Source organism: Streptomyces sp. 7R007 (assembly GCF_054850255.1).
The window spans coordinates 270,732-296,648 of sequence record NZ_JBTWMV010000005.1; the positions used below are offsets into that span (position 1 = coordinate 270,732).

The 25,917-nt window shown below is 73.7% G+C and carries 23 protein-coding genes and 2 pseudogenes; 19 read left to right on the forward strand and 6 right to left on the reverse strand.

Annotated elements, in window-relative coordinates:
- Positions 1-19 precede the first annotated feature (19 nt).
- From ACYF6T_RS09535 to ACYF6T_RS09575, 9 genes and pseudogenes are all read left to right on the forward strand, one after another.
- Entirely contained in the window at positions 20-1,333 is a 1,314-nt protein-coding gene (locus tag ACYF6T_RS09535) for an ABC transporter substrate-binding protein (RefSeq protein WP_461695100.1), read from the forward strand.
- Between the two features lie 5 nt (positions 1,334-1,338).
- On the forward strand, positions 1,339-2,328 hold the full coding sequence (locus ACYF6T_RS09540) for a carbohydrate ABC transporter permease (RefSeq protein ID WP_461695101.1): 990 nt from the start codon (positions 1,339-1,341) through the stop codon (positions 2,326-2,328).
- A 7-nt stretch (positions 2,329-2,335) separates the two neighbouring features.
- Positions 2,336-3,175 (forward strand): carbohydrate ABC transporter permease, encoded by an 840-nt coding sequence (locus tag ACYF6T_RS09545; RefSeq protein ID WP_461695187.1) that lies wholly within the window; start codon positions 2,336-2,338, stop codon positions 3,173-3,175.
- A 29-nt stretch (positions 3,176-3,204) separates the two neighbouring features.
- On the forward strand, positions 3,205-4,569 hold the full coding sequence (locus ACYF6T_RS09550; RefSeq protein WP_461695102.1) for a GH1 family beta-glucosidase: 1,365 nt from the start codon (positions 3,205-3,207) through the stop codon (positions 4,567-4,569).
- A gap of 25 nt (positions 4,570-4,594) precedes the next feature.
- Positions 4,595-5,128, forward strand: a complete 534-nt coding sequence (locus tag ACYF6T_RS09555) for a GNAT family N-acetyltransferase (protein ID WP_461695104.1) — start codon at positions 4,595-4,597, stop codon at positions 5,126-5,128.
- Between the two features lie 5 nt (positions 5,129-5,133).
- Positions 5,134-6,624 (forward strand): ABC transporter substrate-binding protein, encoded by a 1,491-nt coding sequence (locus ACYF6T_RS09560; RefSeq protein WP_461695106.1) that lies wholly within the window; start codon positions 5,134-5,136, stop codon positions 6,622-6,624.
- Position 6,625: 1 nt separating this feature from the next.
- Positions 6,626-8,482 (forward strand): ABC transporter permease subunit, encoded by a 1,857-nt coding sequence (locus tag ACYF6T_RS09565; RefSeq protein WP_461695107.1) that lies wholly within the window; start codon positions 6,626-6,628, stop codon positions 8,480-8,482.
- Positions 8,479-9,595 (forward strand): annotated as a pseudogene (locus ACYF6T_RS09570) (MFS transporter). The gene ACYF6T_RS09565 and the pseudogene ACYF6T_RS09570 overlap by 4 nt, the downstream one beginning before the upstream one ends.
- 10 nt (positions 9,596-9,605) lie before the next feature.
- Positions 9,606-10,043 (forward strand): GNAT family N-acetyltransferase, encoded by a 438-nt coding sequence (locus ACYF6T_RS09575; RefSeq protein ID WP_461695109.1) that lies wholly within the window; start codon positions 9,606-9,608, stop codon positions 10,041-10,043.
- A 6-nt stretch (positions 10,044-10,049) separates the two neighbouring features.
- Here the strand turns inward: ACYF6T_RS09575 and ACYF6T_RS09580 are convergent, their stop codons facing one another.
- A complete protein-coding gene (locus ACYF6T_RS09580) occupies positions 10,050-10,829 on the reverse strand; it encodes a CDP-alcohol phosphatidyltransferase family protein (RefSeq protein WP_461695111.1) in 780 nt (259 codons plus the stop codon).
- Positions 10,830-10,936: 107 nt separating this feature from the next.
- Between ACYF6T_RS09580 and ACYF6T_RS09585 the strand changes: the two genes are divergently transcribed.
- The 5 genes from ACYF6T_RS09585 to ACYF6T_RS09605 all read left to right on the forward strand — a co-directional run bounded on the left by ACYF6T_RS09585 (position 10,937) and on the right by ACYF6T_RS09605 (position 16,380).
- Entirely contained in the window at positions 10,937-11,908 is a 972-nt protein-coding gene (locus ACYF6T_RS09585; protein ID WP_461695113.1) for a zinc-dependent alcohol dehydrogenase, read from the forward strand.
- A 116-nt stretch (positions 11,909-12,024) separates the two neighbouring features.
- Positions 12,025-12,423 (forward strand): 6-pyruvoyl trahydropterin synthase family protein, encoded by a 399-nt coding sequence (locus tag ACYF6T_RS09590; RefSeq protein ID WP_461695114.1) that lies wholly within the window; start codon positions 12,025-12,027, stop codon positions 12,421-12,423.
- A complete protein-coding gene (locus tag ACYF6T_RS09595) occupies positions 12,420-13,601 on the forward strand; it encodes a glycosyltransferase family 4 protein (protein WP_461695116.1) in 1,182 nt (393 codons plus the stop codon). The genes ACYF6T_RS09590 and ACYF6T_RS09595 overlap by 4 nt, the downstream gene beginning before the upstream one ends.
- 332 nt (positions 13,602-13,933) lie before the next feature.
- Positions 13,934-14,890 (forward strand): class I SAM-dependent methyltransferase, encoded by a 957-nt coding sequence (locus ACYF6T_RS09600; protein ID WP_461695188.1) that lies wholly within the window; start codon positions 13,934-13,936, stop codon positions 14,888-14,890.
- Between the two features lie 287 nt (positions 14,891-15,177).
- The gene (locus ACYF6T_RS09605) at positions 15,178-16,380 is read left to right on the forward strand and encodes a lysylphosphatidylglycerol synthase transmembrane domain-containing protein (RefSeq protein WP_461695189.1); all 1,203 of its coding nucleotides are present in this window, start codon (positions 15,178-15,180) and stop codon (positions 16,378-16,380) included.
- On the opposite strand, the pseudogene ACYF6T_RS09610 reads toward ACYF6T_RS09605, so the two are convergent.
- Positions 16,266-17,012 (reverse strand): annotated as a pseudogene (locus tag ACYF6T_RS09610) (creatininase family protein); the annotation flags it as partial. The gene ACYF6T_RS09605 and the pseudogene ACYF6T_RS09610 sit on opposite strands and share 115 nt — an antisense overlap.
- Positions 17,013-17,050: 38 nt before the next feature.
- Between ACYF6T_RS09610 and ribA the strand changes: the two are divergent.
- The 4 genes from ribA (at position 17,051) to ACYF6T_RS09630 (ending at position 21,146) form a co-directional block, all read left to right on the forward strand.
- A complete protein-coding gene (ribA, locus tag ACYF6T_RS09615; protein ID WP_461695117.1) occupies positions 17,051-17,710 on the forward strand; it encodes a GTP cyclohydrolase II in 660 nt (219 codons plus the stop codon).
- 91 nt (positions 17,711-17,801) lie between these two features.
- The gene (locus tag ACYF6T_RS09620; protein WP_461695190.1) at positions 17,802-18,941 is read left to right on the forward strand and encodes an NAD(P)/FAD-dependent oxidoreductase; all 1,140 of its coding nucleotides are present in this window, start codon (positions 17,802-17,804) and stop codon (positions 18,939-18,941) included.
- Entirely contained in the window at positions 18,938-19,999 is a 1,062-nt protein-coding gene (locus ACYF6T_RS09625) for a saccharopine dehydrogenase (protein WP_461695119.1), read from the forward strand. The genes ACYF6T_RS09620 and ACYF6T_RS09625 overlap by 4 nt, the downstream gene beginning before the upstream one ends.
- Positions 19,992-21,146 carry a saccharopine dehydrogenase family protein gene (locus ACYF6T_RS09630; RefSeq protein WP_461695120.1) on the forward strand — a complete coding sequence of 385 codons (1,155 nt, stop codon included), beginning with the start codon at positions 19,992-19,994 and terminating at the stop codon, positions 21,144-21,146. Before ACYF6T_RS09625 ends, ACYF6T_RS09630 begins: the two co-directional genes overlap by 8 nt.
- 15 nt (positions 21,147-21,161) lie before the next feature.
- Here ACYF6T_RS09630 and ACYF6T_RS09635 read toward each other — a convergent pair whose 3' ends face one another.
- The 3 genes from ACYF6T_RS09635 to ACYF6T_RS09645 all read right to left on the reverse strand — a co-directional run bounded on the left by ACYF6T_RS09635 (position 21,162) and on the right by ACYF6T_RS09645 (position 24,362).
- On the reverse strand, positions 21,162-22,391 hold the full coding sequence (locus tag ACYF6T_RS09635) for a serine hydrolase domain-containing protein (RefSeq protein ID WP_461695122.1): 1,230 nt from the start codon (positions 22,389-22,391) through the stop codon (positions 21,162-21,164).
- Between the two features lie 64 nt (positions 22,392-22,455).
- Positions 22,456-23,790 carry an MFS transporter gene (locus ACYF6T_RS09640; protein WP_461695124.1) on the reverse strand — a complete coding sequence of 445 codons (1,335 nt, stop codon included), beginning with the start codon at positions 23,788-23,790 and terminating at the stop codon, positions 22,456-22,458.
- Positions 23,787-24,362, reverse strand: a complete 576-nt coding sequence (locus ACYF6T_RS09645) for a TetR/AcrR family transcriptional regulator (RefSeq protein ID WP_461695125.1) — start codon at positions 24,360-24,362, stop codon at positions 23,787-23,789. The genes ACYF6T_RS09640 and ACYF6T_RS09645 overlap by 4 nt, the downstream gene beginning before the upstream one ends.
- 124 nt (positions 24,363-24,486) lie before the next feature.
- On the opposite strand from ACYF6T_RS09645, the gene ACYF6T_RS09650 reads away from it, so the two are divergent.
- Positions 24,487-24,924 carry a PPOX class F420-dependent oxidoreductase gene (locus ACYF6T_RS09650; RefSeq protein ID WP_461695127.1) on the forward strand — a complete coding sequence of 146 codons (438 nt, stop codon included), beginning with the start codon at positions 24,487-24,489 and terminating at the stop codon, positions 24,922-24,924.
- On the opposite strand, the gene ACYF6T_RS09655 is transcribed toward ACYF6T_RS09650, so the two are convergent.
- The gene (locus ACYF6T_RS09655; RefSeq protein ID WP_461695191.1) at positions 24,911-25,801 is read right to left on the reverse strand and encodes an NAD(P)-dependent oxidoreductase; all 891 of its coding nucleotides are present in this window, start codon (positions 25,799-25,801) and stop codon (positions 24,911-24,913) included. The genes ACYF6T_RS09650 and ACYF6T_RS09655 overlap by 14 nt on opposite strands.
- Between the last annotated feature and the right edge of the window lie 116 nt (positions 25,802-25,917).

Here is a 25,917-nt window from a genome sequence, read left to right on the forward strand (position 1 = left end):
CGAAGGGACACCGGGAGCCATGCGCAGCATCCGAGCCGCGGCCGTAGGCGCCGTCACCATGTCACTCGCCCTTGCCGCCTCGGCCTGCGGAGGCGGTTCGTCCACGGGCGGGTCCGACGACTCCCCCAAGACGCTCACCTACTGGGCCTCCAACCAGGGCGCCAGCATCGCCATCGACAAGAAGGTCCTCCAGCCCGAACTCGACAAGTTCGAGAAGCAGACCGGCATCAAGGTGAAGCTGGAGGTCGTCCCCTGGTCCGACCTGCTCAACCGCATCCTCACCGCGACCACCTCCGGCCAGGGCCCGGACGTGCTGAACATCGGCAACACCTGGAGCGCCTCCCTGCAGGCCACCGGCGCGCTGCTGCCGTGGGACGCGAAGAACTTCGCCAAGATCGGCGGCAAGGACCGCTTCGTCGACTCCGCCCTCGGCTCGACCGGCGCCACGGACAAGGACCCGGCCGCCGTCCCGCTGTACTCGATGGCCTACGCCCTCTACTACAACAAGCAGATCTTCGCCGACGCCGGCATCTCCAAGCCCCCGGCCACCTGGGACGAGCTGGTGGCCGACGGCAAGAAGATCGCCGCGAAGGGCAAGTCACCGCTGGGCGCGGAGGGTTCGAACCTCTCGGAGAACATCCACCACGTCTTCGTCTTCGCCAAGCAGCACGGCGGCGACTTCTTCACCGCCGACGGCAAGCCCGACTTCACCAACCCCAAGGTGGTCGACGCGGTCAAGCAGTACGTCGACCTGATGGCCAAGGACAAGGTCATCCCGACCGGCGACGCCGAGTACGCCCAGAACCAGTCGGTGAGCGACTTCGCCAAGGGCAGGCAGGCGATGCTGCTGTGGCAGTCCGCCTCCGCCAACCTCAAGTCGCAGGGCATGGACGAGAGCGCGTACGGCATCGCGCCCGTGCCCGTGCAGTCCGGCACCCCGGGCACCGGCACCCAGGTCAACTCGATGGTGGCGGGCATCAACCTCGCCGTCTTCAAGAACACCGACAACCTCGACGGCGCCACGAAGTTCGTGAAGTTCATGACCAGCGACGCCGAACAGAAGATCCTCAACACGGCGTACAGCTCCATCCCGCCGGTCAAGTCCGCGCAGCAGGACGCGGCCTTCAACACCCCCGCCAACGCCGTCCTCAAGCAGACCCTCGCCACCAGCGCCGCCGCGCTGCCGCAGGTCGCCGACGAGTCGCAGTTCGAGACCGCGGTCGGCACGGCCGTCAAGAGCCTGTTCGCCGACGCGGCCGCCGGACGCGCGATCACCACCGACTCGGTGAAGTCCGCGCTGGAGAAGGCCCAGCAGCAGATGCCGGCGAAGTGAGCACGATGACCACCACGACCCTCGAGGAGCCACTGAGGGGGAGTTCCCCCGGTGCGGCGGCGCGGCCACGGCGCCGCCGCACCGGGCGGATCCGCCGCGTCGGCCTGCCGTACCTGCTCCTGCTGCCCGCCCTGCTGCTGGAACTCCTGGTCCACCTGGTGCCGATGGTCATCGGCATCGTGATGAGCTTCAAGGAGCTCACCCAGTTCTACATCCGCGACTGGGGCACCGCGCCCTGGGCCGGCTTCGACAACTACCGCGTGTCGGTGGACTTCGACGCCCCCGTCGGCGAGGCCCTGCTGCACTCCTTCTTCGTCACCGTCGGCTTCACCCTGCTCTCGGTCGGCCTGTGCTGGCTGATCGGCACCGCGGCGGCCGTCTACATGCAGGACACCTTCCGCGGCCGCGGCCTGCTGCGCGCGCTGTTCCTGGTGCCGTACGCCCTGCCCGTCTACGCGGCCGTCATCACCTGGGTGTTCATGTTCCAGCACGACAACGGCCTGGTGAACCACGTCCTGCACGACCAGCTGCACCTCACCGGCAAACCGTCCTTCTGGCTGATCGGCGACAACAGCTTCTACGCCCTGCTGACCGTGTCCGTGTGGAAGGGCTGGCCGTTCGCCTTCCTCATCGTCATGGCCGGACTCCAGAACATCCCCCGGGAGCTGTACGAGGCCGCCGCCCTCGACGGCGCCGGCCTGTGGCAGCAGCTGCGCCGCATCACCCTGCCGTCCCTGCGCCCGGTCAACCAGGTCCTGGTCCTGGTGCTGTTCCTGTGGACGTTCAACGACTTCAACACGCCGTACGTCCTGTTCGGCAAGTCGGCTCCGGAGGCCGCGGACCTCATCTCGGTCCACATCTACCAAGCCTCCTTCGTCACCTGGAACTTCGGCACCGGATCCGCGATGTCCGTGCTCCTGCTGCTGTTCCTGCTCCTCGTCACGGGCGTGTACCTGGTGCTCACCTCGCGCGGACGGAGGACCGCCGATGTCTAAGTCGCCCATGGCGCCGCCGAGTTCCTTCCTGTGGTCCCGGCGGGTCTTCCTCACCCTGCTCACCGGCTTCGTGCTGGTGCCGGTGTACGTGATGGTCTCCAGCTCGCTGAAGCCGCTCGCCGACGTCACGGGCAAGTTCCGCTGGCTGCCCAGCGGTCTGACGATCCGGCCGTACATCGACATCTGGTCGACCGTCCCGCTGGCGAGGTACTTCGTGAACTCGCTGGTCGTGGCCGTCTCGGCGACCGTGTGCTCGGTGGTGGTCGCGGTCTTCGCCGCGTACGCCGTCAGCCGCTACGACTTCCGCGGCAAGCGCGTCTTCACCGTCACCGTGCTGTCCACGCAGATGTTCCCGGGCATCCTCTTCCTGCTCCCGCTGTTCCTGCTCTACGTCAACATCGGCAACGCCACCGGCATCGCCCTGTTCGGCTCGCGCGGCGGACTGATCCTGACCTACCTCACCTTCTCCCTGCCGTTCTCGATCTGGATGCTGATCGGGTACTTCGACTCCGTGCCGAGAGACCTGGACGAGGCCGCCCTGGTGGACGGCTGCGGCCCGCTCGGCGCGCTGCTGCGGGTGGTCGTACCGGCCGCGATCCCGGGCATCGTCGCGGTCGCCGTCTACGCCTTCATGACCGCCTGGGGCGAGGTCCTGTTCGCGTCCGTCATGACCAACGACACCACCCGCACCCTCGCCGTCGGCCTCCAGGGCTACTCCACCCTCAACGACGTGTACTGGAACCAGATCATGGCCGCCTCGCTCGTCGTCAGCGTGCCCGTGGTCGCCGGCTTCCTGCTGCTGCAGCGCTACCTCGTCGCCGGGCTGACGGCCGGTGCCGTCAAGTGACCGACTCCGCTGATACCGAAGGGACTTCCGTGTCCGACCGCATCGACCTCGCCGCGTTCCCGCCCGACTTCCTGTGGGGCACGGCCACATCGGCGTACCAGATCGAGGGAGCCGTCGCCGAGGACGGCCGCTCCCCGTCGATCTGGGACACCTTCTCGCACACCCCCGGCAAGGTCGACGGCAACGACCACGGCGACGTGGCCTGCGACCACTACCACCGCTGGCGTGAGGACATCGGCCTGATGCGCCGACTGGGCGTGAACGCCTACCGGTTGTCGATCGCCTGGCCCCGCGTGCTGCCGGGCGGCGACGGGCCGGTGAACCCCAAGGGCCTCGCCTTCTACGACGAGTTGATCGACGGCCTGCTGGCGGCGGACATCACCCCGTCCGTCACCCTCTACCACTGGGACCTGCCCCAGGTCCTGCAGGACCGCGGCGGCTGGCCGGAGCGGCAGACCGCCCTCGCGTTCGCCGAGTACGCCTCCGTCGTGGCCGAACGCCTCGGCGACCGGGTGCACCACTGGGCCACGCTCAACGAGCCGCTCTGCTCGGCGTGGATCGGCCACCTGGAGGGGCGGATGGCCCCCGGCCTGACCGACCTCACCGCCGCCGTACGCGCCTCCTACCACCTGCTCCTCGGCCACGGCCTCGCGGCGCAGGCGATCCGCGCCGCCTCCGGCACCGCCCAGGTGGGGCTCGTCACCAACCTCTCCACGGTCCACGCGGCCACCGACCGCGACGAGGACGTGCGGGCCGCCCGCCGCATGGACGGTCACGTCAACCGCTGGTGGCTGGACCCGGTGCACGGCCGCGGCTTCCCGGCCGACATGCGGGAGGTGTACGGCGTCGAACTCCCCGAGCGTGACGGCGACCTGGCGACCATCGCCGCCCCCCTGGACTGGCTCGGCCTGAACTACTACATGCCGGCCACGGTCGCCGACGACCCCTCCGCCCCCGCGCCCCACGTCCGCGCGGTGCGCCGCGTGGGCGTCCCGCGCACCGGCATGGACTGGGAGGTCGACCCGAGCGGCATCGAGACGCTCCTGCTGCGCCTGACCGAGGAGTACGGCGTCCGCCGCCTGTACATCACGGAGAACGGCTCCGCCTACCCCGACGTCGTACGCCCCGACGGAACGATCGACGACCCGGAACGCCAGCAGTACCTGATCGACCACCTGGCCGCCTGCGCCTCCGCCACCCGCAAGGGCGCCCCGCTGGCCGGCTACTTCGCCTGGTCGCTGCTGGACAACTTCGAGTGGGCGTACGGCTACGACAAGCGGTTCGGCCTGGTCCACGTCGACTACCGCACACAGGCCCGCACGATCAAGGGCAGCGGCCACCGGTACGCGGAGATCGTCCGGGCGCACCGGGAGCGGGGGAGGCGGGCCGCATGACACGTTAAATGCATATGATGTGCAAGTGCGTGACTACTGCATCAGGGCCGCGGGCCCGGACGACCTCGGTGGTGCTCGGGCCGTCATGCTCGACACCCTGTACCGGGACTTCGGTACGGGGTACGTGCCCCGTTGGCACGGTGACGTGATCGATCCGGGCGGCGCCTATCTGGCGCCGCCGCGGCACACGCTTCTCGTGGCGCTCGATCCGGCCGGCGGTGACGTCGTGGCCACCGCCGCCCTCGACTCGCGCGGGCCCGCCCATCCGCCCAACCCCCGGCACCTCGCCGCGCGTTACCCGTCCGGGCGGACCGCGCAGCTGCGGCGCGTCTACGTCCGGCCCGGGCACCGCAGGCGGGGGCTCGCGCGGCGGCTCGTCGGGGAACTGGTCGCGTTCGCGGTCGCCGACGGGGGATACGAGGCCGTCTATCTGCACACCGATCCGGCGGTCGCGGGTGCCGAGGCGTTCTGGCGGTCGCTCGGGAAGGCCGTGCACGACGAGCGCGAGGACCCCGGCGGTCAGGGGATCGTGCACTTCGAGATACCGATGGGGCGGTAACCGCCGTGCGCCGCCTCCGTCCGCTGCTCGCCCTGGCGCTCGCGCCGGGCCTCGTCGGGTGCTTCGTCTCCCCGGACGCGTCCGGTGGCGACACCACCCGCTCCGGGTCCCGGCTGCGCGTCGCCCTCGCCTTTCCGCCCGCGGAGGGGCTGTCCCCGTACGGCGACGACGCCACCCTCCTCAGCCGGCTCGGCGTCACCGAGGGCCTGACCGCCCTGGACGGCAACGGCGCCGCGACCCCCGCGCTCGCCGCGTCCTGGCGGCGCGCGGACGACCGCACCTGGCTGTTCACCCTGCGCGAGGCCACCTTCCAGGACGGCACCGCCGTCACCCCGGCCGCGGTCGCCGCCGCCCTGACCCACGCCACCCGGGCCAGGCCCGCCCCCGCCGCGCTCTCCGGCGTGCGCCTCACGGCCAGGGCGGAGGGCACGAGGACCGTGCGGATCGACACCCTTCAGGCCGATCCCGTCCTGCCGTTGCGGCTGTCCAGCCCCAGCCTCGCCGTCTTCTCCAAGAAGGCGTACGGAGGGAAGGGCGGGCGCGTCGATCCGGTCGGCACCGCCACCGGGCCGTTCGAGCTCACCCAGGTCACCGGCACCGCCTCCGCCCGCCTCGACCGCTACGACGACCACTGGGGCGGCCTCGCGCGATCCCCCGGCATCGACGTGACGTTCGTCGCCGACGGCACCGCCCGCGCGGCCGCCCTGCGCACCGGGCAGGTCGACCTCGCCGAGGCGATCCCCGTCGCGCAGGCCGCCACCCTCGACAAGGCCACCCGCCGGGAGACCGCCACGACCCGCACCACCAGCCTGCTCCTCAACTCCCGCACCGGGCCCATGAAGGACCCCGGGCTGAGGGCCGCCGCCCGCCGGGCCGTCGACGCGTCCGTGCTCGCCGAGGGCGTGTACGAGGGGTACGCCGACGCCGGTCACGGCATCTACGGGCCGGCCGTCACCTGGGCCGGGAGCGGGCGGCGGGAGCCGGCCGGGCGGGCCCGGGCCACGGCGCCCGGCGGCACGCGGATCACCCTCGCCACGTACGACAACCGGCCCGAACTGCCCGAGGTGGCGCAGGTGTTGAAGCAGCAGCTGGAGCGGGCGGGGTTCACCGTACGGCTGGTCGTGCGGGAGTACTCGCGGCTGGAGGGCGACGCGCTGGCCGGACGGTTCGACGCCTTCGTCCTCGCCCGCAACACCCTCGTCGACACCGGCGATCCGGTCGCCGTCCTGGCGAGCGACTTCACCTGCGACGGCGGCTACAACCTGGCCCGGCTGTGCGACCCGGCCGTCGACCGGGCCGTCGCCCGCGCCGAGGGCACCGCCGACACCGCCGGGCGGCAGCGGGCCGCGCTGGCCGCCGAGGCGGCGGTCCTCGCCACCGACGCCGTCGTCCCGCTGGTCCACCAGCGGCTGGTCACCGGCGTCGCCGCCACGGTCCGCGGCGCGCTCCTCGACCCGTACGAGCGCACCCTCGTCGGGATGGGGACGCACCGCTGACATGAGAGACACCCTTGGCACGCTGCTGTGGCGCGCCGGGCTCGCCGCCACCGTCGTGTGCGGGGTCGGCCTGCTGCCCTGGCTCTCGCGCACCGACCCGGCGCTCACCGTCCTCAGGGCCCGCTCGGCCGACCGTGCGGCCACACCCGACGTACTCGCCGACGTCAGGGGCCAACTCGGGCTTGACGTGGGTCCGTTGAGGCTGCTCGCGCAGTGGGCCGGCGGGCTGGCGCGCGGCGACATGGGGCGGTCGTGGATCTCCGGTGCGGAGGTGACGCCCACCGTGCTCCAGGCGCTCGGCGTGTCCCTGCTGCTGATGGCGGTGTCCCTCACCGCCGCCGTCGCCACGGCGGCCCTGGTGTGCGCCCCGACGCTGCGCCGGCACGCGATCGGCGACGACCCACGGCTCGTTCGTCTCCTGCGCCGGTGCGGCGGGCGACGCGCCCGTGTCGCCGGGTGGCCGGCGCGGACGCGGGAAGACGGCCCGCGACGACCGGTCGCCGGCCTTGTGGCCCAGCGGCGGTCCCGCTTCAGGGCCGGTACCGCGTCCGCCGTGATCGCCGCCCTGCCCGAGTTCCTCACCGCCTCCGTGCTCGCCACCGTCGTGGGCGTGCGGTGGGGCTGGCTGCCCGCCCTCGGCTGGTACGGCCCCCGCTGGGCCGTGCTGCCCGCGCTCGCGCTCGGACTGCCCGCCGGAGCCGTGCTCGGGCGGCTCCTCGACGACCTGCTGCCCGGCGCGTTCGCCGAGCCCTGGGCGCTGGCCGCCGCCGCACGCGGGCTGCCCCCTCGGCGCATCGCCCGCCATGCCGTGCGCCGCTGCCTGCCCGGACTGCTGCCGAACGCCGGCCTGTTCGCGGTCGGGCTGACCGGCGGCTCCGTCGCCGTGGAGCAGATCTTCGACATCCCCGGCCTCGGCCGCACCGCCCTCCGGTCCGCCCTCGCCCAGGACCTGCCCGTCCTGCAGGCATGCACCCTCGTCCTCCTCCTGCTCGCCGCCGCCGCGACGGCCGCCGCACGGCTCGCGGCCCGCCTGCTGATCGGCCCCGCCCTGCCCGACGGCGCCCTGCCGTCCCTGCACCGGCCGACCCCGCCCGCCCGGGGACGGCCCTTCCTGTACGGCGGCCTCCTGCTCGCCGTCGTCGCGCTCGGCCTGCCCCGCGACCCGCTCGCCCTGGACACCGCCCGGCGCCTGCAACCCCCTTCCTGGGCCCGCCCGTTCGGCACCGACGCCCTCGGCCGGGATCTGCTGGCCCGGGTGGCACACGGCGCCCTCGACACCCTCCTGCTCGCCCTCGCGATCGGGACGGCGGCGCTGGTGGCGGGCGTCCTGCTGGGGCTCGTACCGCGGGTGTCCGGGCCGCTCGCCGACACGGTCAACGCCCTGCCACCGGTCCTCGGCGCCCTCCTCGTCACCGCTGTCGCGGGCAACGGCCCCGCAACCCCCGTACTCGCCGTGGCCGTTGTCGCCTGGGCGCCGCTGGCCGCCCACACCTCCGCGCTGCTGCGGCAGGAGCGCGCCGCGCTCCACCTGACCGCCACCCGGGGCCTGGGCGCCGGCCGCGGTCACCTCCTGCGCCACGAACTGCTGCCCGCCGTGCTGCCCCCGGTCGTCCGCCACGCCCTGCTGCGCCTGCCCGGCATCGCCCTCGCGCTCGCCTCGCTCGCCTTCCTCGGCCTGGGCGCCCAGCCGCCGTCACCGGAGTGGGGTCTGCTCCTCGCCGAGAACCAGCCCTACGCCGAGCGGGCACCCTGGGCCGTCCTCGCCCCGGCCGCCGTCCTCGCCCTGCTCGGCGCGCTGGCGGTGAGCCTGGGTGGGGGAGTGCGACGGCGACGCGGGCGGGCGGTGGCCGTCGTATGACGACCGCCTCGGCGACGGCACACCGCACCCGCCTCACCCCTTTGCTGCGGCTGCTCGTCCTCAGCCAACTCACCTTCGACGTCGGCTTCTTCGCCGTCCTGCCGTTCCTCTCCGAGCATCTGGAGGGCGCGATCGGCATGGCCGGGTGGCTGGTCGGGTTCGTCCTCGGGCTGCGGACCTTCAGCCAGCAGGGGCTGTTCGTGGTGGGCGGGATGCTCGCCGACCGCTACGGCATCCGGCCCGTCGTCCTCGCCGGGTGCGCGCTGCGGATCGCCGGGTTCGCCTGGCTCGGGTACGCGCGCTCCACCTGGGCCGTCATCGGGGCGGTGCTGCTCGTCGGGTTCGCGGCGGCGCTGTTCTCGCCCGCCGTGGAGCCGGAGGTCGCCCGGCAGGCGGTGGCACTGGAGGAGACGGGCGGCGGGCCGCGGACCCGGGTGCCGGCGCTGTTCACCGTCGCCGGGCAGGCGGGGGCGTTCGCGGGTCCGCTGCTGGGGGCGGTGCTGCTGGCGGTGGATTTCCGCGTGGGTGTGCCTGGCGGGTGCGGGGATCTTCGGGCTCGTCCTCGCCGGACACGCCCGGCTGCTGCCCCAGCACATACCGGGGCGCGAACGCACACGTGTGAGGGGCGGGTTGGTGCTCCTCGTACGCAACACCCGTTTCCTGGGGCTGTGTTGCGCCTACGGCGCCCACCTGCTCGCCTACAACCAGCTGCTCGTCCCTGCTGGTCGTCACCGCCCAACTCCCCGTCACCCGCTGGGCGGCGGCCCGCCTCACCCCGCGCCGGTGCCTGACGGGCGGCCTGCTGCTGATCGCGGCCGGTTTCACACTGATGGCGACGGGAGGGGGCCTCGTCACGGCGCCGGGTTCGTCATCCTGCTCACCCTCGGCCAGATGCTCGTCGCCCCCGCCACCCGCGCCTGGCTGCCCGACCTCGCGGACGACGGCCGCCTCGGCCTGTACACGGGCGCGCTGTCCTCGCTCGCCGGCCTGGTCGTCCTGGCCGGCGGCGCGGCCACGGGCACCCTCCTCGACAGCGCACTGCCCCCGGCGGCCACCTCGCTGCTGGCGGCCGCCGTACCGGCCGCGGCGGCCGTGCTCCTGCCGCGCCGATAGGGTCCACGCCATGGACATCGAGGTGCAGACCGTCAAGGAAGCAGACCCGGAACTCGTCGACGCCTTCGGCCGGTTGCTGCCGCAGCTGTCGCGGTCCGCCGCGCCCCTCGACCGGGCGGCCCTCGGCCGTGTCCTGGCCCTCGACGCGAACACGGTGCTCGTCGCCCGGGCCGACGGCGTCGTCGTCGGCACGCTCACCCTGGTGATGTTCCCGGTGCCGTCCGGGCTGCGGGCCCGGATCGAGGACGTCGTCGTGGACGCGGCGGCCCGCGGTCACGGAGTCGCCGGGCTGCTCATGCGCCAGGCGCTGCGGCTGGCCCGGGAGGCGGGGGCGCGGACCGTGGATCTCACCTCGCGGCCCGGCCGCGAGGCGGCGAACCGGCTCTACGAACGGCTGGGGTTCACGGTCCGGGAGTCGTCCGTGTACCGCTACTCCCTGGAGGGCTGACGCCGTTCAGGACGCCACCGGCTCCTTCACCGCCGCCAGGCCGTCCAGCATCTCCTCGACCTCGCCCTCCCGGACCCGGGAGGTGCGGCGCAGCCACAGGACGTCCCGGCCGAAGGACCACACCAGCGAGCCCAGCGCCAGCACGACCACCGCGAGCGAGGCCGTGTACGGCAGATAGCGGGAGGCGGCCAGCAGGAGGCAGACCCCCTGCAGCGCGGCGACCGTCTTGCGGGCCGTGCTCGGCGGCAGCGGCGCGTTCAGCCACGGCCACACGCGGGCCGCGGCGACGAACGCGTAGCGCATCGCGCCGATCAGCAGCACCCACGGGCCCAGGGTCATCGACACGTACACGCTCAGCACCAGGATCAGGAACGCGTCGACCTCCATGTCGAAGCGGGCTCCCAGCGGCGTCGACGTGCCGGTGGCCCGGGCCACCTTGCCGTCCACGCCGTCCAGGATCAGCGCCACGGCCGTGAGGCCGACGAAGACGGTGACCGGCGGCGAGCTCTCGAAGGAGTCCGCCACCAGCGCCGTCACCCCGCCCACCAGCGTCGCCCGGCCCAGGGTCACCCGGTTGGCCGGGCCGAACGACCGCGGTCGGGTGCGGTGCAGGGCCCTGGAGAGCACCGCCCAGGTGGCGACGGCGAAGACGAGGCCGGTCACCCAGCCCGCCGGCCCCATGCCGATCGCCGTGCCGAGCAGGGCCAGCAACAGGATCTGCAGACCCGCTCCCACAGCGGTCTCCTGCTGGACCAGCCTCGCGTCGTAAGTGTTGTTCAGGGCCACCGCACACCCTCCGGCCATGTGACAGAGTCGATCAACGCCGCGTACTGTGCGCGGCCTGTGCACACCTCGGTACGTGAACCACTTCCCGATCGTTCAGGAGGAAGCCGATGAAGCGCCTCGCCCGCGCGTTCTGGCTCGGCCGTCCGGGTCACGGAGAGATACGGGAGGTGCCGCTGCCGGAGCCCGGGGAGGGTGAGGTGCTCGTGCGGTCCCTGTTCTCCGGGGTCAGCCGGGGCACGGAGACACTCGTCTTCCGCGGCGGGGTGCCGCAGAGCCAGTACGCCGTCATGCGCGCGCCCTTCCAGGAGGGCGACTTCCCCGCCCCCGTGAAGTACGGCTACCTCAACGTGGGCGAGGTGGAGGAGGGCCCGCAGGAGCTCGTCGGCCGTACGGTCTTCTGCCTGTACCCGCACCAGACCCGGTACGTCGTCCCGGCCGGCGCCGTCACCGTCGTCCCCGACACCGTGCCCGCCGAACGCGCCGTCCTCGCCGGCACCGTCGAGACCGCCGTCAACGCCCTGTGGGACGCGGCGCCGATGATCGGCGACCGGATCTCCGTCGTCGGCGGCGGCATGGTCGGCTGCTCGGTCGCCGCCCTGCTGGCCCGCTTCCCCGGCGTCCGCGTCCAGCTCGTCGACGCCGACCCCGCCCGCGCCAGGACCGCCCAGGCCCTCGGCGTCGACTTCGCGCTGCCCGCGGACGCCACCGGCGAACGCGACCTCGTCGTCCACGCCAGCGCCAGCGAACAGGGCCTGGCCCGCGCCCTGGAACTCCTCGCCACCGAGGGCACCGTCGTCGAACTGAGCTGGTACGGCGACCGGAAGGTGAGCCTCCCGCTCGGCGAGGCCTTCCACTCCCGGCGGCTGACGATCCGCGGCAGCCAGGTCGGCACCGTCTCCCCGGCCCGGGCCGGCCGCAGTTACGCCGACCGGCTCGCCCTCGCGCTGGAACTGCTCGCCGATCCCGCGCTCGACGCGCTCATCACGGGGGAAAGCGTGTTCGAGGAGCTGCCCGGGGTACTGCCGAAGCTGGCAGACGGCGCCATTCCGGCCCTCTGCCACCGGATCCGGTACCCCTGACCTGAGAAAAGAGTGAGAGGCGGCTGAACACGGGGAAGCGAAGAGCCGTACTACACGGCATCCCCCGGCAGGGAGCAGCAGGGGGACCAGACGCGCCGCACCTGGAGGGTCGTCCGTTGTTCAGTGTCACCGTCCGCGATCACATCATGATCGCCCACAGCTTCCGCGGCGAGGTCTTCGGGCCCGCGCAGCGCCTGCACGGAGCGACGTTCCTGGTGGACGCCACGTTCCGGCGCGAACAGCTGGACGACGACAACATCGTCGTCGACATCGGACTCGCCACCCAGGAACTCGGGGCCGTCGTCAGCGAGCTGAACTACCGCAACCTCGACAACGAGCCCGAGTTCGCCGGCGTCAACACCTCCACCGAGTTCCTCGCCAAGGTGATCGCCGACCGGCTCGCCGCGCGGATCGAGAAGGGCGCCCTCGGCGAGGGCGCCCGGGGCATCGCCGGCATCACCGTCACCCTGCACGAGTCGCACATCGCCTGGGCGAGTTACGAGCGTGCGCTGTGACCGACACGACCATGGACCGGGCCCGGCTCGACTACGTCCCCGTACAGCACTCCGCGATCAAGAACGCCGAGATCATCCCCATGTCCCTGCGCAGCGTGCACTTCGTCATGCCGGGCGGCGTCGACGACCCGGCCGCGCCGAGCGGCGGCAACGCCTACGACCGGCGCGTCAGTCTGGACCTGCCCGGCTTCGGCTGGCAGGTGCACAAGCACGCGGTCGGCGGCGACTGGCCGCGGCCCGGGGCCGCCGACCGCGCCGAACTCGCCCGCACCCTGCGGGAGTTGCCGGACGGGACGGTCGTCCTGCTGGACGGGCTCGTCGCCTGCGGCGTCCCCGAGATCGTCGTCCCCGAAGCGGAACGGCTGCGGCTGGCCGTCCTCGTCCATCTGCCGCTCGGCGACGAGACCGGCCTCGAACCCTCCCTGGCCGCCGAGTTGGACCGGCGGGAGCGGACGGTGCTGCGGGCCGTGCCCGCCGTGATCGCCACCAGCGACTGGGCCGTCCGCCGTCTCGTCTCCCACCACGGCCTCGCCCCCGAGCGGGTCCACGTCGCCGCCCCCGGCGCCGACATCGCGCCGCTGGCCTCCGGCACCGACGGGGTGTCCCGGCTGCTGTGCGTCGCCGCCGTGACGCCCCGCAAGGGGCAGCACCGGCTGGTGCAGGCGCTCGCGGCGGCGGCCGACCTGCCGTGGAGCTGCGTGTGCGTCGGCGGGCTCGGACAGGACCCCGAGTACGTGGCCCACCTGCGGCGGCTGATCGCCGAGCACGGACTCGAAGACCGCATCCACCTCGCCGGACCGCAGGCCGGCGCCGAACTGGACGCCAGCTACGCCGCCGCCGACCTCATGGTCCTCACCTCCTACGCGGAGACGTACGGGATGGCGGTCACCGAGGCGCTCGCGCGCGGCATCCCGGTGCTCGCCACCGACGTCGGCGGCCTGCCCGAGGCGGTCGGCCGCGCCCCCGACGGCGGGGTGCCCGGCATCCTCGTACCGCCGGAGGACCCCGCCGCGATCGCCGCCGAACTGCGCGGCTGGTTCGGCGAGGCCGACGTACGACGCCGTCTGAAGGCGGCCGCCAGGGGCCGGCGGGCCGCCCTGGACGGCTGGGCGACCACGGCCCGCAGTCTCGCCGGAGTACTGGGCCGGCTGCCGAGCGAACCCAGGAGGGCGGCATGAACAGGACGGTACGGGCAGGCGGGAAGATCCCGGCCCAGCCGGGACCGAGGCAGTCCCTGCCCGGGGCGGCCACGGAGGCGGTGGCCGGGGCGGGGGGTGCAGTGGCCGGGCCGGGCGGCGGCGTGACCGGGTCGGGCGGCGGCGTGGCCGGGTCGCGGAGTGCTGTGACGGGGCTGGGGGCCGCCGTCACCGGGGCCGTGGAGGCCGTGACCGGGGCTGGGGGCGGCGTGACCGGGGGTGTGAAGGCCGTGGGCGGGTCCGGGGCCGGCGCGGGGGGTGCCGGGGCCGGGTCGGGGGGTGCTGTGAACGGGGCCGTGGAGGGCGTGGAAATTCTGGAGGGTGCTGTCGGTGCTGCGGGGGCCGTGGCCGGTTCCGCTGAATCCGTGATTCCCGGTGCCGGTCCCAGTCCGCGTCCCGGTGAGCGGCCGACGGTACGGCTGCGGGAGACCGGGGCGGAGGAGCCGCCGCGGTACGCCCCCGAGTGGCTGGAGCTGCGGGAGGGCGCCGACGCCGCCGCCCGGGCGCACGACCTGCTCGACCCGCTGCGCATCCGGCTCGCCAACCTGCCCGGCCGGCGTGGGCTGGTCGTGCACGACCTGGGCTGCGGCACCGGCTCGATGGGCCGCTGGCTCGCGCCCCTGCTGGACGGCGCCCAGCACTGGATCCTGCACGACCGCGACCCCTACCTGCTGCACTTCGCGGCCGTCGCCTCGCCGCGCTCGGCCGCCGACGGCAGTCGGGTCAGCGTCGAGACGCGCCGCGGCGACGTCGCCCGCCTCACCCCGGACGCCCTGACCGGCGCCTCGCTGGTGACCGCGTCCGCGCTGCTCGACGTCCTCACCCGCGAGGAGGTCGACACCCTCGCCGCGGCCTGCACCGGAGCGGGCTGCACGGCGCTGCTGACCCTGTCGGTGGCCGGCCGGGTCGACCTCACGCCGGCCGACGCGATGGACGAGGAGATCGCCGAGGCGTTCAACGCCCACCAGCGCCGGAACGGACTGCTCGGCCCCGACGCGGTCACGGCGGCGGCCGAGGCGTTCTCCGAGCGCGGCGCCACGGTACGGATCCACCCCAGTCCCTGGCGCCTGGGCCCCGCCGAGGCCGCGCTCACCGCGCAGTGGCTGCGCGGCTGGGTCGGCGCGGCCGTAGAACAGCGCCCCGAGCTCAAGCCGCGTGCGGAACGGTATCTGCGCGAGCGGCTGGCTGCCTGCGAGGCCGGGGAACTGCAGGTGTTGGTCCACCACAGCGACCTGCTGGCGATGTGCCGGCCGACCGGGGGTGCGGCGTGAGCGTGGAGACGGTACGGGTGCCCGTCCTCAGCAGCGGGCCCGGGACGCGGGCGGGCGGGGGTTGCGGGGTTGCCCCGGCCGGCCCGTCGGCGGAGGCGCCGGGTGAGACCGGGACGCGCGCCACGGTGGCCGACACGGCCGCCGCGGCGCGGGTCCCGGGCGGCGCCTCCGCCGCTCCGGCGCGGACGGTCGCGGGCACGGCGGGAACGGTCGTCGGCACGACGGCCAACCCGGCCACCACGCCGCGAACGACCGCCGTCGCCCCGGCCGCCCCGGCGGGGACGGAGGTGGTCCTCGCGGGCTCGGCCGCGCGGGCACATCCCGCCGCCGTCGCGCCCACCGGCCCCGCCGTCTCCGCGTCCCGCATCGGGGTCGTCGTCCGCGTGCCGCGTCCCGAGGCGGCGGCCCGGACGCCGTGGTGGCGGGCCGTTCTCAACTCCCCGGCCGTGCGCACCCACTTCGGGACCGTCGCCGGTGTCGTCATCCTCGCCGTGCTGCTGTGGCGGCTGGGCACCGGCGTCTTCCTGGAAGGGCTGCGGCGGATCGACGGGCCGACGCTGCTCTGGGCACTCGTGATCGGGCTGGTCACCACCGTGCTCAGCGCCTGGCGGTGGGCCCTGGTCGCCCGGGGCCTGAAGATCCGGCTGCCGCTCGGTGCGGCCGTCGCCGACTACTACCGCGCGCTGTTCCTCAACGCGGCCCTGCCCGGCGGCGTCCTCGGCGACGTGCACCGGGCCGTCCGGCACGGCCAGAGCGCCGGCGACCTGGGCCGCGGCGTCCGCACGGTCGTCCTCGAACGAGCCGCCGGACAGCTCGCGTTGACCGCCGTCGGCATCCCCGTGCTGCTGGTCATGCCGTCGCCCGTGCGCGCCGACGCCCGGCACGCCGCGCCCCTCGTCCTCTTCGCGGCCGTCGGCGCGCTCGCCGTCGCCGTCGCCCTGCGGATGAACCGGACGACGCCCTCCCGCCGGGGACGCGCCCTGCGCGCCGCCCTCGCCGAGGCCCGCGAGGGGCTGGCGTCCCGCCGCAACGGCCCCGGCGTCGCCGTCTCCTCCGTCCTCGTGCTGGCCGGTCACCTCGCGATGTTCGTGCTCGCCGCCCGGGTCGCCGGCAGCGCCGCCTCGGTCGGCGCCCTGCTGCCGATCGCCGTACTCGCCCTGGTCGCCATGGGACTGCCCCTCAACGTCGGCGGCTTCGGCCCCCGGGAGGGCGTCACCGCCTGGGCGTTCGCCGCCGCCGGGCTCGGCGCGAGCACCGGGCTCGCGGTCAGCGTCGTGTACGGCGTGCTGAGCTTCGTCGCCGCCCTGCCCGGCGCCGCCGTCCTCGTCGTGCGCTGGTACGCCGCTCTGCGCGCCCGCCGGGATCAGGAAGGCGCCGACGTCAGCAGCGAGAAACACGCGCCGAAGGAATCCGCGAGGCTCGCCAGCAGTTCCTTCCCCTTTTCCGCCGAACCCAGCGAAGGACGCCCGATGACGCCCGAATCGGTATAGCCGGACATACCGAGGGTGAGCAGATGACGGCGGTCGTCCGCGACGAAATCAGCGGTCTCGTAACCGGGCCGGAGCAATTCAGGGTGAGCGTGCAGAAGGATGGAGGTCTCGATTTCCCCGGCATGCATGTCGGTCAGCAGAGAACTGGTCACCCCGGCCCGCTCCAGGGCCGTTTGCCAGTCCTCCGCGGCCGGGAAGAGTGCCATCCGTTCGCCGCGGGAGGAGGATTCCTGGACGACGTTGCCCAGAACGTAGTTGCCGCCGTGCCCGTTGACGACCACGAGGGCCTCGACGCCCGAGCGGCGCAGCGAGTCGGCGATGTCCCGTACCACCGCGTGAAGGGTCACGGAGGAGATGCTGACGGTCCCCGGCCAGGCCGCGTGCTCGTGCGAGCAGGAGATCGTCACCGGAGGAAGGAGGTGCACCGGGTACGCCGCGGCGATCTCCCGGGCCACGGCACAGGCGACGAGCGTGTCGGTCGCCAGCGGAAGGAACGGACCGTGCTGTTCGAAGCTGCCCACGGGAAGGACGGCCACCTGCGTTGAGACACCCGCCGCCCTGGTCCGTACCTCTTCCGTAGTGTCCGCCGGCACCAGACCGTATGCCGCCGTACGCGCGCCCGAACCACTCATTTCTTCACGGCCTTTCGTCTCTGCTTAGGAATCAGATCATGACAGAAAAAATCGGCGTACTCGGCAAGAAGCCGGCCAAGCGCACGGGCGTGGAACGGATCGTGAATGCGCCGCTGCCCACGCGGTACGGACAATTCCGGGCGGTGGGTTACCTCGACCACGACCGCGGTGACGAACAAGTCGCCCTGGTCTACGGCGAGATCGGCGCCGAAGACGTCCTGACCCGTTTGCATTCCGAGTGCCTGACCGGTGACGCGTTCGGCTCCCAGCACTGCGAGTGCGGCGACCAGCTGGCGGCCGCGCTGCGCGCCGTGGTCGCCGAAGGCAGCGGCATCGTCGTCTACTTGCGGGGGCACGAGGGCCGCGGCATAGGGCTGCTCGCCAAGCTGCGCGCGATGGCCCTGCAGGCGGAGGGCCTGGACACCGTGGAGGCCAACCTCGCGCTCGGCCTGCCGGTGGACGCCCGCGACTACGGCGTGGCCGCCGGGATGCTGCACGACCTGGGCGTGAACTCCGTACGCCTGATGTCCAACAACCCCCGCAAGCGGGAGGCGTTGGTGCGGCACGGCATCGAAGTGTCCGAGACGGTCCCGCTGTTGATCCCGCCGTGCGAGAGCAACATCACCTACCTGCGCACCAAGCGCGAGCGGCTCGACCACGTGCTGCCGCATCTGGACGCGGTGGCGCACCTGTCCTGATCGCGCCGATCACGGGGACGCCCGGTTACGGGGCGGGGAGTCCGGACAGGGAAGAGGGGGACACCCGACCGTCGTGGAGGCGCCCGTGAGGATGCAGGCCAGTGCCGTCGTGATCGGCGGCGGGGTGATGGGCACCAGCATCGCCTACCATCTCGCCGCCGCCGGAGTGCGGGACGTCGTCCTCGTCGAACGCGACGAACTCGCCTCCGGCTCCACCTCGAAGGCGGCCGGCGGGGTGCGGGCGCAGTTCTCCGACGAGCTCAACATCCAGCTCGGCGCCCGCAGTCTGGAGGCGTTCGACCGGTTCGGCGAGGAGATCGGCTGCGACATCGGGCTGCACCGGGTCGGCTATCTCTTCCTGCTGTCGACGCCCGAGGAGGTGGCCTCCTTCGAGCGCGGCGTGCGGCTGCAGAACGCGCTCGGCGTGCCCAGCCGCATGATCACGCCGAAGGAGGCCCGCAGGCTCTCCCCGCTGATCACCACCGACGGCCTGCTCGCCGCCGCCTTCTCGCCCGGCGACGGCCACTGCACCCCCGAGGCCGTCGTCCACGGCTACGCCTCCGCCGCCCGCGACCTCGGCGTCCGCATCCTCAGGCACACCGAGGTCACCGGCATCGAACTCCAGGGCGAGTGGATCACCGCCGTGTCCACCACGCTCGGCCGGATCGCGACCGACACGGTGATCTGCGCGGCCGGCGCCTGGTCCCGGGCCGTCGGCGCGATGGCCGGCGTCGACCTGCCGGTGGAGCCGCTGCGCCGCCAGGTCGCCGTCACCGAACCGGTGCCCGGCCTCACCCGCGACCTGCCGATGACCATCGACTTCACCACCAGCCTCTACTTCCACACCGAGGGCCCGGGCCTGCTGCTGGGCATGTCCGACCCCGACGAGCGGCCCGGCTTCGCCACCGACACCCACGACCGGTGGATCCCCCGGCTGTACGAGGCGATGCGGCGCCGCGCCCCGGCCCTCGCCGACCTGCGCCGCACGGCGGGCTGGGCCGGCCTGTACGAGAACACGCCCGACCACAACGCGCTGATCGGCGAGGCCACTTCCGTCTCCCGCTTCCTGTACGCCACCGGCTTCTCCGGGCACGGCTTCCTGCAGGGACCCGCCGTCGGCGAGGTCGTCCGCGACCTGTACCTCGGCCGCGTACCCTTCGTGGACGTCAGCCCCTTGAGCGCCGGCCGGTTCGCGGCCGACGCCCCGCGCCCGGAGGCCAACCTGGTATGACAGAGCTCCACCTGTGGCTGCGCCACGAGGACCGCGGCACCGAGCGGCGCACGCCGGTCGTGCCGACCGACGCCCGGCGACTGACCGAGGCCGGCGTGACGCTGACCGTGGAGGAGTCCCCCCAGCGGATCTTCCCCATCGAGGAGTACGAGGCCGCCGGCTGCGGTGTCGCGCCCGCGGGCTCGTGGCGGTCGGCGCCGCGGGCCGCGGTCGTCCTCGGCCTGAAGGAACTCCCGGACGACCCGGCCGAGTTGCCGCACCGGCACATCTTCTTCGGGCACGCCTACAAACGGCAGCCCGGCGCCGCGGACCTGCTGGGCCGGTTCGCCCGCGGGGGAGGAGCCCTGTTCGACCTGGAGTACCTGGTCGACGACCACGGCCGCCGCCTCGCCGCCTTCGGCTTCTGGGCCGGCTACCTCGGCGCCGCCCTCGCCGTCCTCCAGCACCGCGGCAGGCTCACCGCCCCGCTGACCCCGACGACCAAGGAAGACCTGGACACTCTCCTCCAACCAGTCAAGGCCGACGAGGAGTTCACCGCCCTGGTGATCGGCGCCCTCGGCCGCAGCGGCCGCGGCGCACGCGTCGCCTTCCACACGGCGGGCGTCGACCCCACCTGCTGGGACCTGGCCGAGACCCGCGACCTGGACCGCCCGGCGCTGCTCGCGCACGACGTGCTCGTCAACGCCGTCCTCGCCACCACCCCCGTCCCGCCCTTCCTGCGCGAACAGGACCTCGACGACCCCGCCCGCCGCCTGCGCACCCTGTGCGACGTCACCTGCGACGTCGGCTCGCCCCTGAACGTCCTGCCGGTCTACGACCGCACCACCGACTGGGCGGAGCCCGCCCGCCGGCTGCGCAAGGAGCCCCCGCTCGACCTCATCGCCATCGACAACCTGCCGTCCCTGCTGCCCAGGGAGTCCAGCACCGACTTCTCGGCCGCCCTGCTGCCCCAGCTCCTCGACTTCGGCGTCGGCGGGGCGTGGGGGCGCTGCCTGGAGCGGTTCCACCAGGCCTGCCGTGAACTCGGTGTCGGGGCAGGGGAGGCGGGCCGTGGCTGACCGGATCGCGGCGAGCGGCACCGTCCACTGGGTCGGCGCGGGACTGTCCACGGGCAGCGGTCTGGCCCGGCTGTGCGCGGCGGCCGAGCGGGTACGGCTGTGGCACCGCACCGAGGAACGCGCCGCCGGCGCCCTCGGCCGGCTGGGCCTCGCCGGACGCGCCGAGCCGCGCGCCTACACGCTTGAGGCGCTCACGGCCGAACTGGCGCCCGGGGACGTCGTGGTGTCGATGCTGCCCGCGCCCGAACACGCCGGGATCCTCGCCGCCTGCGTAGCCCGCACCGCACACTTCGCCTGCTCCAGCTATGTGTCGGACGCCGTCCTCGACCAGGTGCCGCGGGCCGCCGCGGCGGGACTGGCCGTCCTCACCGAGGCCGGGCTCGATCCCGGCATCGACCACCTCTTCGCCCACAGCCTCGTCGCCCGCGCCCGGCAGGCCGTCGGCGAGGGCACGGTGGCGACGTACGACTTCACCTCCTACTGCGGCGGCGTCCCGGCCGTGCCGAACGACTTCACCTACCGGTTCAGCTGGGCGCCGGCCGGCGTCCTCAACGCACTGCGCGCACCCGCCCGTTACCTCCAGGACGGGGCCGAGACCACCGTGCGGCGTCCCTGGGAGGCGACCCGGCGGCACGTCGTCGACGGCGAGGCCTTCGAGGTCTACCCCAACCGGGACAGCGTGCCCTTCGTCGAGCAGTACGGGCTGCCGGCCGCGTGGAAGGCGCGGTCCTTCGTGCGGGGCACGCTGCGGCTGGAGGGCTGGCTGCGCGCCTGGGACGCCGTGTTCGAGGAGCTGAAGGGCGGCGACGACGCGCGGATCGCCGCCCTGGCACGGGAGTTGGCCGAGCGGTACCCGACGACCGACGCGGACCGGGACCGGGTCGTGCTCGCCGTGTCGCTGACCGTGCGCGGCCAGGCGGGCGAGAGCTGGGCGGGCGGCTATCTGCTCGACATGACGGGCGACGCGCGGGAGAGCGCCATGGCCCGCTGCGTCTCCCGCCCGCTCGCCCTCGGCGTCCGCCACATCCTGGACGGCTCCCTGCCGGCCGGCCTCAGCCGGGCCGCCGAGACGGCCGCCCGCTCCGAGCGGTGGCTGGGTGAACTCGCCCGGGACGGCGTGGAGTTCACCCTGCGCGTCGACCGGTAGGCGCGGCCGGCCGGGTCAGTCGGTGACGGCCTCGTGGACGAGCCGCTTGAGGTCGGCGAAGTACGGCTTGGAGGACTTCTGCCGCACCTGCGTGTAGAACTGCACCGTCAGATCGCGGCCCGGGTCGACCCAGAACGTCGTCGTCGCCACCCCGCTCCAGCCGTACGAGCCCAGGCCCGTGGGCGCCGGCGTACGCGCGGGGTCGATCACCACGGAGACGCCGAAACCGAAGCCGATGCCGTCGTTGGTGGGGGTGTCCTGGGCGGGCCGGCTGCCGAAGGCGCGGACGTCGGCGCCGCCCGGGAGGTGGTTGCGGGTCATCAGGTCCACCGACTCGGGGGCGAGCAGTCGCACGCCGTCGAGTTCGCCGCGCCGGCGCAGGAACTCCATGAAGCGGTGGTAGTCGTACGCCGAGGCCACCAGGCCGCCGCTGCCGGACAGGAACCGGGGCCGGCCGCGCACCGGCAGGCCCGGGGTCGGCTCGATGCCGCCGGCCTCCGTCTCGCCGTACAACTCCGAGAGCCGGGAAGCCTGTTCGTCCGTGACGTGGAAGCCGGCGTCGGTCATGCCGAGGGGGCCGAGGACGCGCTCGGCGAAGAACGCGTCGAGGGGCTGCCCGGAGACGACCTCGACGACCCGGCCGAGGACGTTGCTGGCGACGGAGTAGTTCCACTCGGTGCCCGGGTCGAACTGCAGCGGCAGGCCCGCGTACACCTCGACCGTCCGCGCCAGGTCCGTGCCCGGCACCACCGACGACTCCAGGCCCGCCGCGCGGTAGAGCGCGTCGACGGGGTGGGTGTGGTAGAAGCCGAAGGTCAGGCCCGCGGTGTGGGTGAGCAGGTGCCGGATCAGGATCGGGCCGGCGGCCGGGCGGGTGACGACGTCCGCGCCGAAGCCGCCGACGTAGACGCGCGGCTCGGCGAACGCGGGCAGGAAGCGGTCGAGCGGGTCGTCCGGCGACAGCCGGCCCTCCTCCATGAGGATCAGCGCGGCGACGGCGGTGACCGGCTTGGTCATGGAGTAGATCCGCCACAGGGTGTCCGCCTCGACGGGCAGACCGGCCGCGATGTCGCGCCGGCCGTGCGCGGTGAGATGGGCGACACGGCCGCCGCGGGCCACGGCCACCAGGTAGCCGGGCAGGCACCCTTCGTCGACGTAGTGGGCGAAGTGCTGGTCGAGACGGTCCAGCGCCTTCGCGTCCAGTCCGACCTCGCCCGGGTCGACCTCTTGTCGCAGCTGTGGCATCGCTCTCCTTCGATCGCTTTCCTCGAAGCACGGTCCGGGTACCCCGCCGGACCGGCCCCGGACCTCATCGTCGCGCAGGAACACCGACCCGGTCCCCCGGTTGACGGTGATCGTCGCCCGCGTCACAGCGCCGCCCCGGCAGCGCGGCGGCCGCGACGGCACCTACCGCCGCCGGCGCGGCGAGCACCAGCAGCGCCGGCCGCTGCCCGCCACCGAGCTCCGTCAGCACGGTCGCCGCGGACACGCCCAGCACCGGCCCGACGTTCATCGCCGTCTGCTGCAACCCGCCCGCCACCCCGGCCGACCCGACCGCGGCCCGCCGTACGACGACATGGGTGGCCGCCACCATCACCGTGCCGAACCCGGCCCCCAGCAGCGCGAAGGCGGCACAGAGCGAGAACGTGCCCGACGCCCGGTCCAGCAGCAGGATCCCGGCGACCAGCACGAGCATCGCGGACACCGTCGTGCGGCGGGCCCCGGCGCGGCGCAGCAGCACCGCGCAGCCGGGCGCGGCGAGGATCATCGCCGCCGCCAGCGGCAGACTGCGCAGCGCCATCTGGAGCGGATCGAGGCCGAAGGCGTCCTGGAGCAGGAAGGTGGCCGTGAACAGGGTGCCGTTCAGGGCCGCCGAAGCGGCGACCAGGACGCCGAGCGCCGGTCCCAGGGCGTCCGGCGGGATCAGCGGGCTCGCGGCGCACCGCTCGTGCCGGACGAGGAGGGCGCCGGCGAGTGCCGCCACGGCCGCCTCGGCCGCCGACCGGGCCACCAGCGCGTGCACCAGACAGGCCAGCGTCACCGCGAGCAGCAGGGCGCCGGGCAGGTCCAGGCGGATGGGGGAGGAGCGGCGGGGGGTGCGGACGGCGAGGGCGAGCAGGCCGAACACGGTCGCCGGTACGACGTTCAGGAAGAACGCGGCCCGCCAGCCGGGCCCGGCCACCAGCGCCCCGCCCAGCACGGGTCCGGCCGCGGCCGCCAGCCCGATCGCGCTCGTGCGGACCGCGATCGGCATCCGCAGCCCGTCCGGCGGGAACACGGCCCGCAGCATTCCGAGCGTGGCCGGCTGCGCCAGGGCCCCGAACACGCCCTGCACCACCCGCAGGCCGATCACCCAGCCGACGTCGGGCGCGAGGCCGATGCCCGCGGAGGCGGCCCCGAAGCCCAGCATGCCGACGGCGAACAGACGGTGGTGCCCGTACCGGTCGCCGAGCCGCCCCGCGATCACCAACAGGCCCGCCACGGCGATGAGATAACCGGTGCTGGTCCACTGCACCTGCGCGAAGGAGGCGTCCAGGTCCTCGCGCAGGGTCGGCTGCGCGACGGTGAGGACCGTGCCGTCCAGGGCGACGATCACCGCGCCGGCCACACTGCTCGCCAGCGTCAGGCCGCGGTGCGCCCTCATGTCCGAGCCCCGAGGTGAGCGTCCAGCGCCGATCGCAGCAGGGGCGCGAAGTCGTCGGCGCCGGTGACCAGTTGGAGACTGCCCCAGCCCCACAGCTGGGCGATGCCGTGCAGGTTCGCCCACAGCGCGCCCGCGACGAGCCGGGCGTCCGCGTCGGGCCGGACCGCGCCGACCAGCTCCACCAGGCGCCCGAAGAGCGGCAGGCTGGTGTCCCGCAGCCCCAAGTGACCGCTGTCCAGCAGATCGTGACGGAACATCAGCTCGTACATCCCGCGGTTGCCGAGCGCGAACTCCAGATACGCGTGCGCCAGCGCGGTCAGCTGCTCGCGCGGGGGCGCCGTACCGCTGCCGGCCGCCGCCGTCACCCGCCCGGCGAGCTGCTCGAAGCCGCGCCGGGCGATGGCGGACAGCAGTTCGAGGTGGGTGGGGAAGTACCGGCGCGGCGCCCCGTGCGAGACGCCGGCCCGGCGCGCGATCTCCCGCAGGGTCAGCGCCTGCACGCCCTCCCGGGCCACCAGGTCCACTCCGACGTCGATCAGCCGGGCCCGCAGGCCGCTTTCGGGATCACTCATAGACACTGTCTACCAGTGCCCGGTAGACAGTGTCTACCGGACGAGGCGGGGCCTGCCGTGGGAATGCCATGGGAATGCGCATGCCATGGGAATGCCGGGGTCGGCCCCGCCGGTTGAGCCGGACATGACTCAGGACACACTGCTCGACCTGCTCTCCGACGTGCGCGGCGGCGTACTGGTCACCCTCAAGCGCGACGGCCGGCCCCAGCTGTCGAACGTCAGCCACCACTACTACCCGGACGAGGGCGTGCTGCGGATCTCGGTCACGGACGACCGGGCCAAGACCCGCAACCTGCGCCGCGACGCGCGGGCGTCGTACCACGTCTCCACGCCCGACCGCCGCGCGTACACGGTCGTCGAGGGCACCGCCGAGCTCTCGCCGGTCGCGAAGGACCCGCACGACGAGACGGTCGACGAACTCGTGCGCTACTACCGCGACATCCTGGGCGAGCACCCCGACTGGGACGACTACCGGTCCGCGATGGTCCGCGACCGGCGCCTGGTGGTGCGGCTGAAGGTGGAGCGGGCGTACGGGATTCCCGAGGGCGCTAACCAGGGGTGACGGACGGCCCGTTGGTGCGGGCCTCCAGTGCGTGCAGGACGGCCGCCATGTCCTCGCCGCCGTGGCCGAGTGCCACCGTCTCGCGGAACAGGGCGTGACAGACGTCGAGCAGTGGGGAGGCGAGGCCCGTCCTGCGGGCGGCCTCGGCGATCAGGCGGTTGTTCTTGAGGACGTCCAGGGCGGCCGCCTGCACCGCGAAGTCGCGGGCGAGCAGCTTGGGCGCCTTCGTCCGGAAGACGGCGCTGGCCATCGGGCCCGCGTCCAGCACGTCCAGGAACAGCCGCCGGTCCAGGCCCTGCCGGTCGGCGAAGTGGAAGGCCTCGGTGAGGCCGGTGACCTGGGTGATCAGGAAGAGGTTCACCGACAGCTTCATGAGCAGGGCGTTCGGTGCGGGTCCGCAGACGAACGTCCGGTGGCACAGGGGGGTCAGCAGCGGCCGTACGGCGTCGACGGCCGCCGGCTCCCCGGCCAGCATCGCCACCAACTCGCCCTTCTCGGCGGGCACTCGGGAGCCGGAGACGGGTGCCTCGACGTACCTCCCGCCGGCCGCGCGGACGTCGGCCGCCAGGGCTTCGGAGTACTCCGGCGAGGTGGTGCCCATGTGGACGACCGTGCGGCCGGCGACGCGGCGTGCGAAGTCCGGGGTGCCGCGGCCCAGCGTGGCGTCCATGGCCCGGTCGTCGGCGAGCATGAGCAGTACGGCGTCCGCCCGCCCGAACAGCTCGCGGGCGTCCGCCGCCACCTCGGCGCCGGCCGCGCGGAGCGGCTCGGCGCGGGCCGGGGTGCGGTTCCAGACGGTCAGGGGGGTTCCCGCGCGGGCCAGCCGGAGTGCCATGGGCTGTCCCATGACGCCGAGCCCGATGAAGCCGAGGTGCACCGTGCGCTCCCTTGTGTCCGGGGTCCGGGGGCCGTCCGTGGGGTGGTCGGCGAGCAGGTCTATGACGACGGTCATAGTAGCGGCGGTTATGACGGCGGTCATAGAGTGGGGGGAGG

Excerpts from the sequence above, each read along its gene's own strand:
- ACYF6T_RS09535 (WP_461695100.1), top strand. The coding sequence starts at position 20 with ATGCGCAGCATCCGAGCCGCGGCCGTAGGCGCCGTCACCATGTCACTC.
- ACYF6T_RS09540 (WP_461695101.1), top strand. The coding sequence starts at position 1,339 with ATGACCACCACGACCCTCGAGGAGCCACTGAGGGGGAGTTCCCCCGGT.
- ACYF6T_RS09545 (WP_461695187.1), top strand. The coding sequence starts at position 2,336 with ATGGCGCCGCCGAGTTCCTTCCTGTGGTCCCGGCGGGTCTTCCTCACC.
- ACYF6T_RS09565 (WP_461695107.1), top strand. The coding sequence starts at position 6,626 with ATGAGAGACACCCTTGGCACGCTGCTGTGGCGCGCCGGGCTCGCCGCC.
- ACYF6T_RS09575 (WP_461695109.1), top strand. The coding sequence starts at position 9,606 with ATGGACATCGAGGTGCAGACCGTCAAGGAAGCAGACCCGGAACTCGTC.
- ACYF6T_RS09585 (WP_461695113.1), top strand. The coding sequence starts at position 10,937 with ATGAAGCGCCTCGCCCGCGCGTTCTGGCTCGGCCGTCCGGGTCACGGA.
- ribA (WP_461695117.1), top strand. The coding sequence starts at position 17,051 with ATGACAGAAAAAATCGGCGTACTCGGCAAGAAGCCGGCCAAGCGCACG.
- ACYF6T_RS09620 (WP_461695190.1), top strand. The coding sequence starts at position 17,802 with ATGCAGGCCAGTGCCGTCGTGATCGGCGGCGGGGTGATGGGCACCAGC.
- ACYF6T_RS09625 (WP_461695119.1), top strand. The coding sequence starts at position 18,938 with ATGACAGAGCTCCACCTGTGGCTGCGCCACGAGGACCGCGGCACCGAG.
- ACYF6T_RS09635 (WP_461695122.1), bottom strand. The coding sequence starts at position 22,391 with ATGCCACAGCTGCGACAAGAGGTCGACCCGGGCGAGGTCGGACTGGAC.
- ACYF6T_RS09640 (WP_461695124.1), bottom strand. The coding sequence starts at position 23,790 with ATGAGGGCGCACCGCGGCCTGACGCTGGCGAGCAGTGTGGCCGGCGCG.
- ACYF6T_RS09645 (WP_461695125.1), bottom strand. The coding sequence starts at position 24,362 with ATGAGTGATCCCGAAAGCGGCCTGCGGGCCCGGCTGATCGACGTCGGA.
- ACYF6T_RS09650 (WP_461695127.1), top strand. The coding sequence starts at position 24,487 with ATGACTCAGGACACACTGCTCGACCTGCTCTCCGACGTGCGCGGCGGC.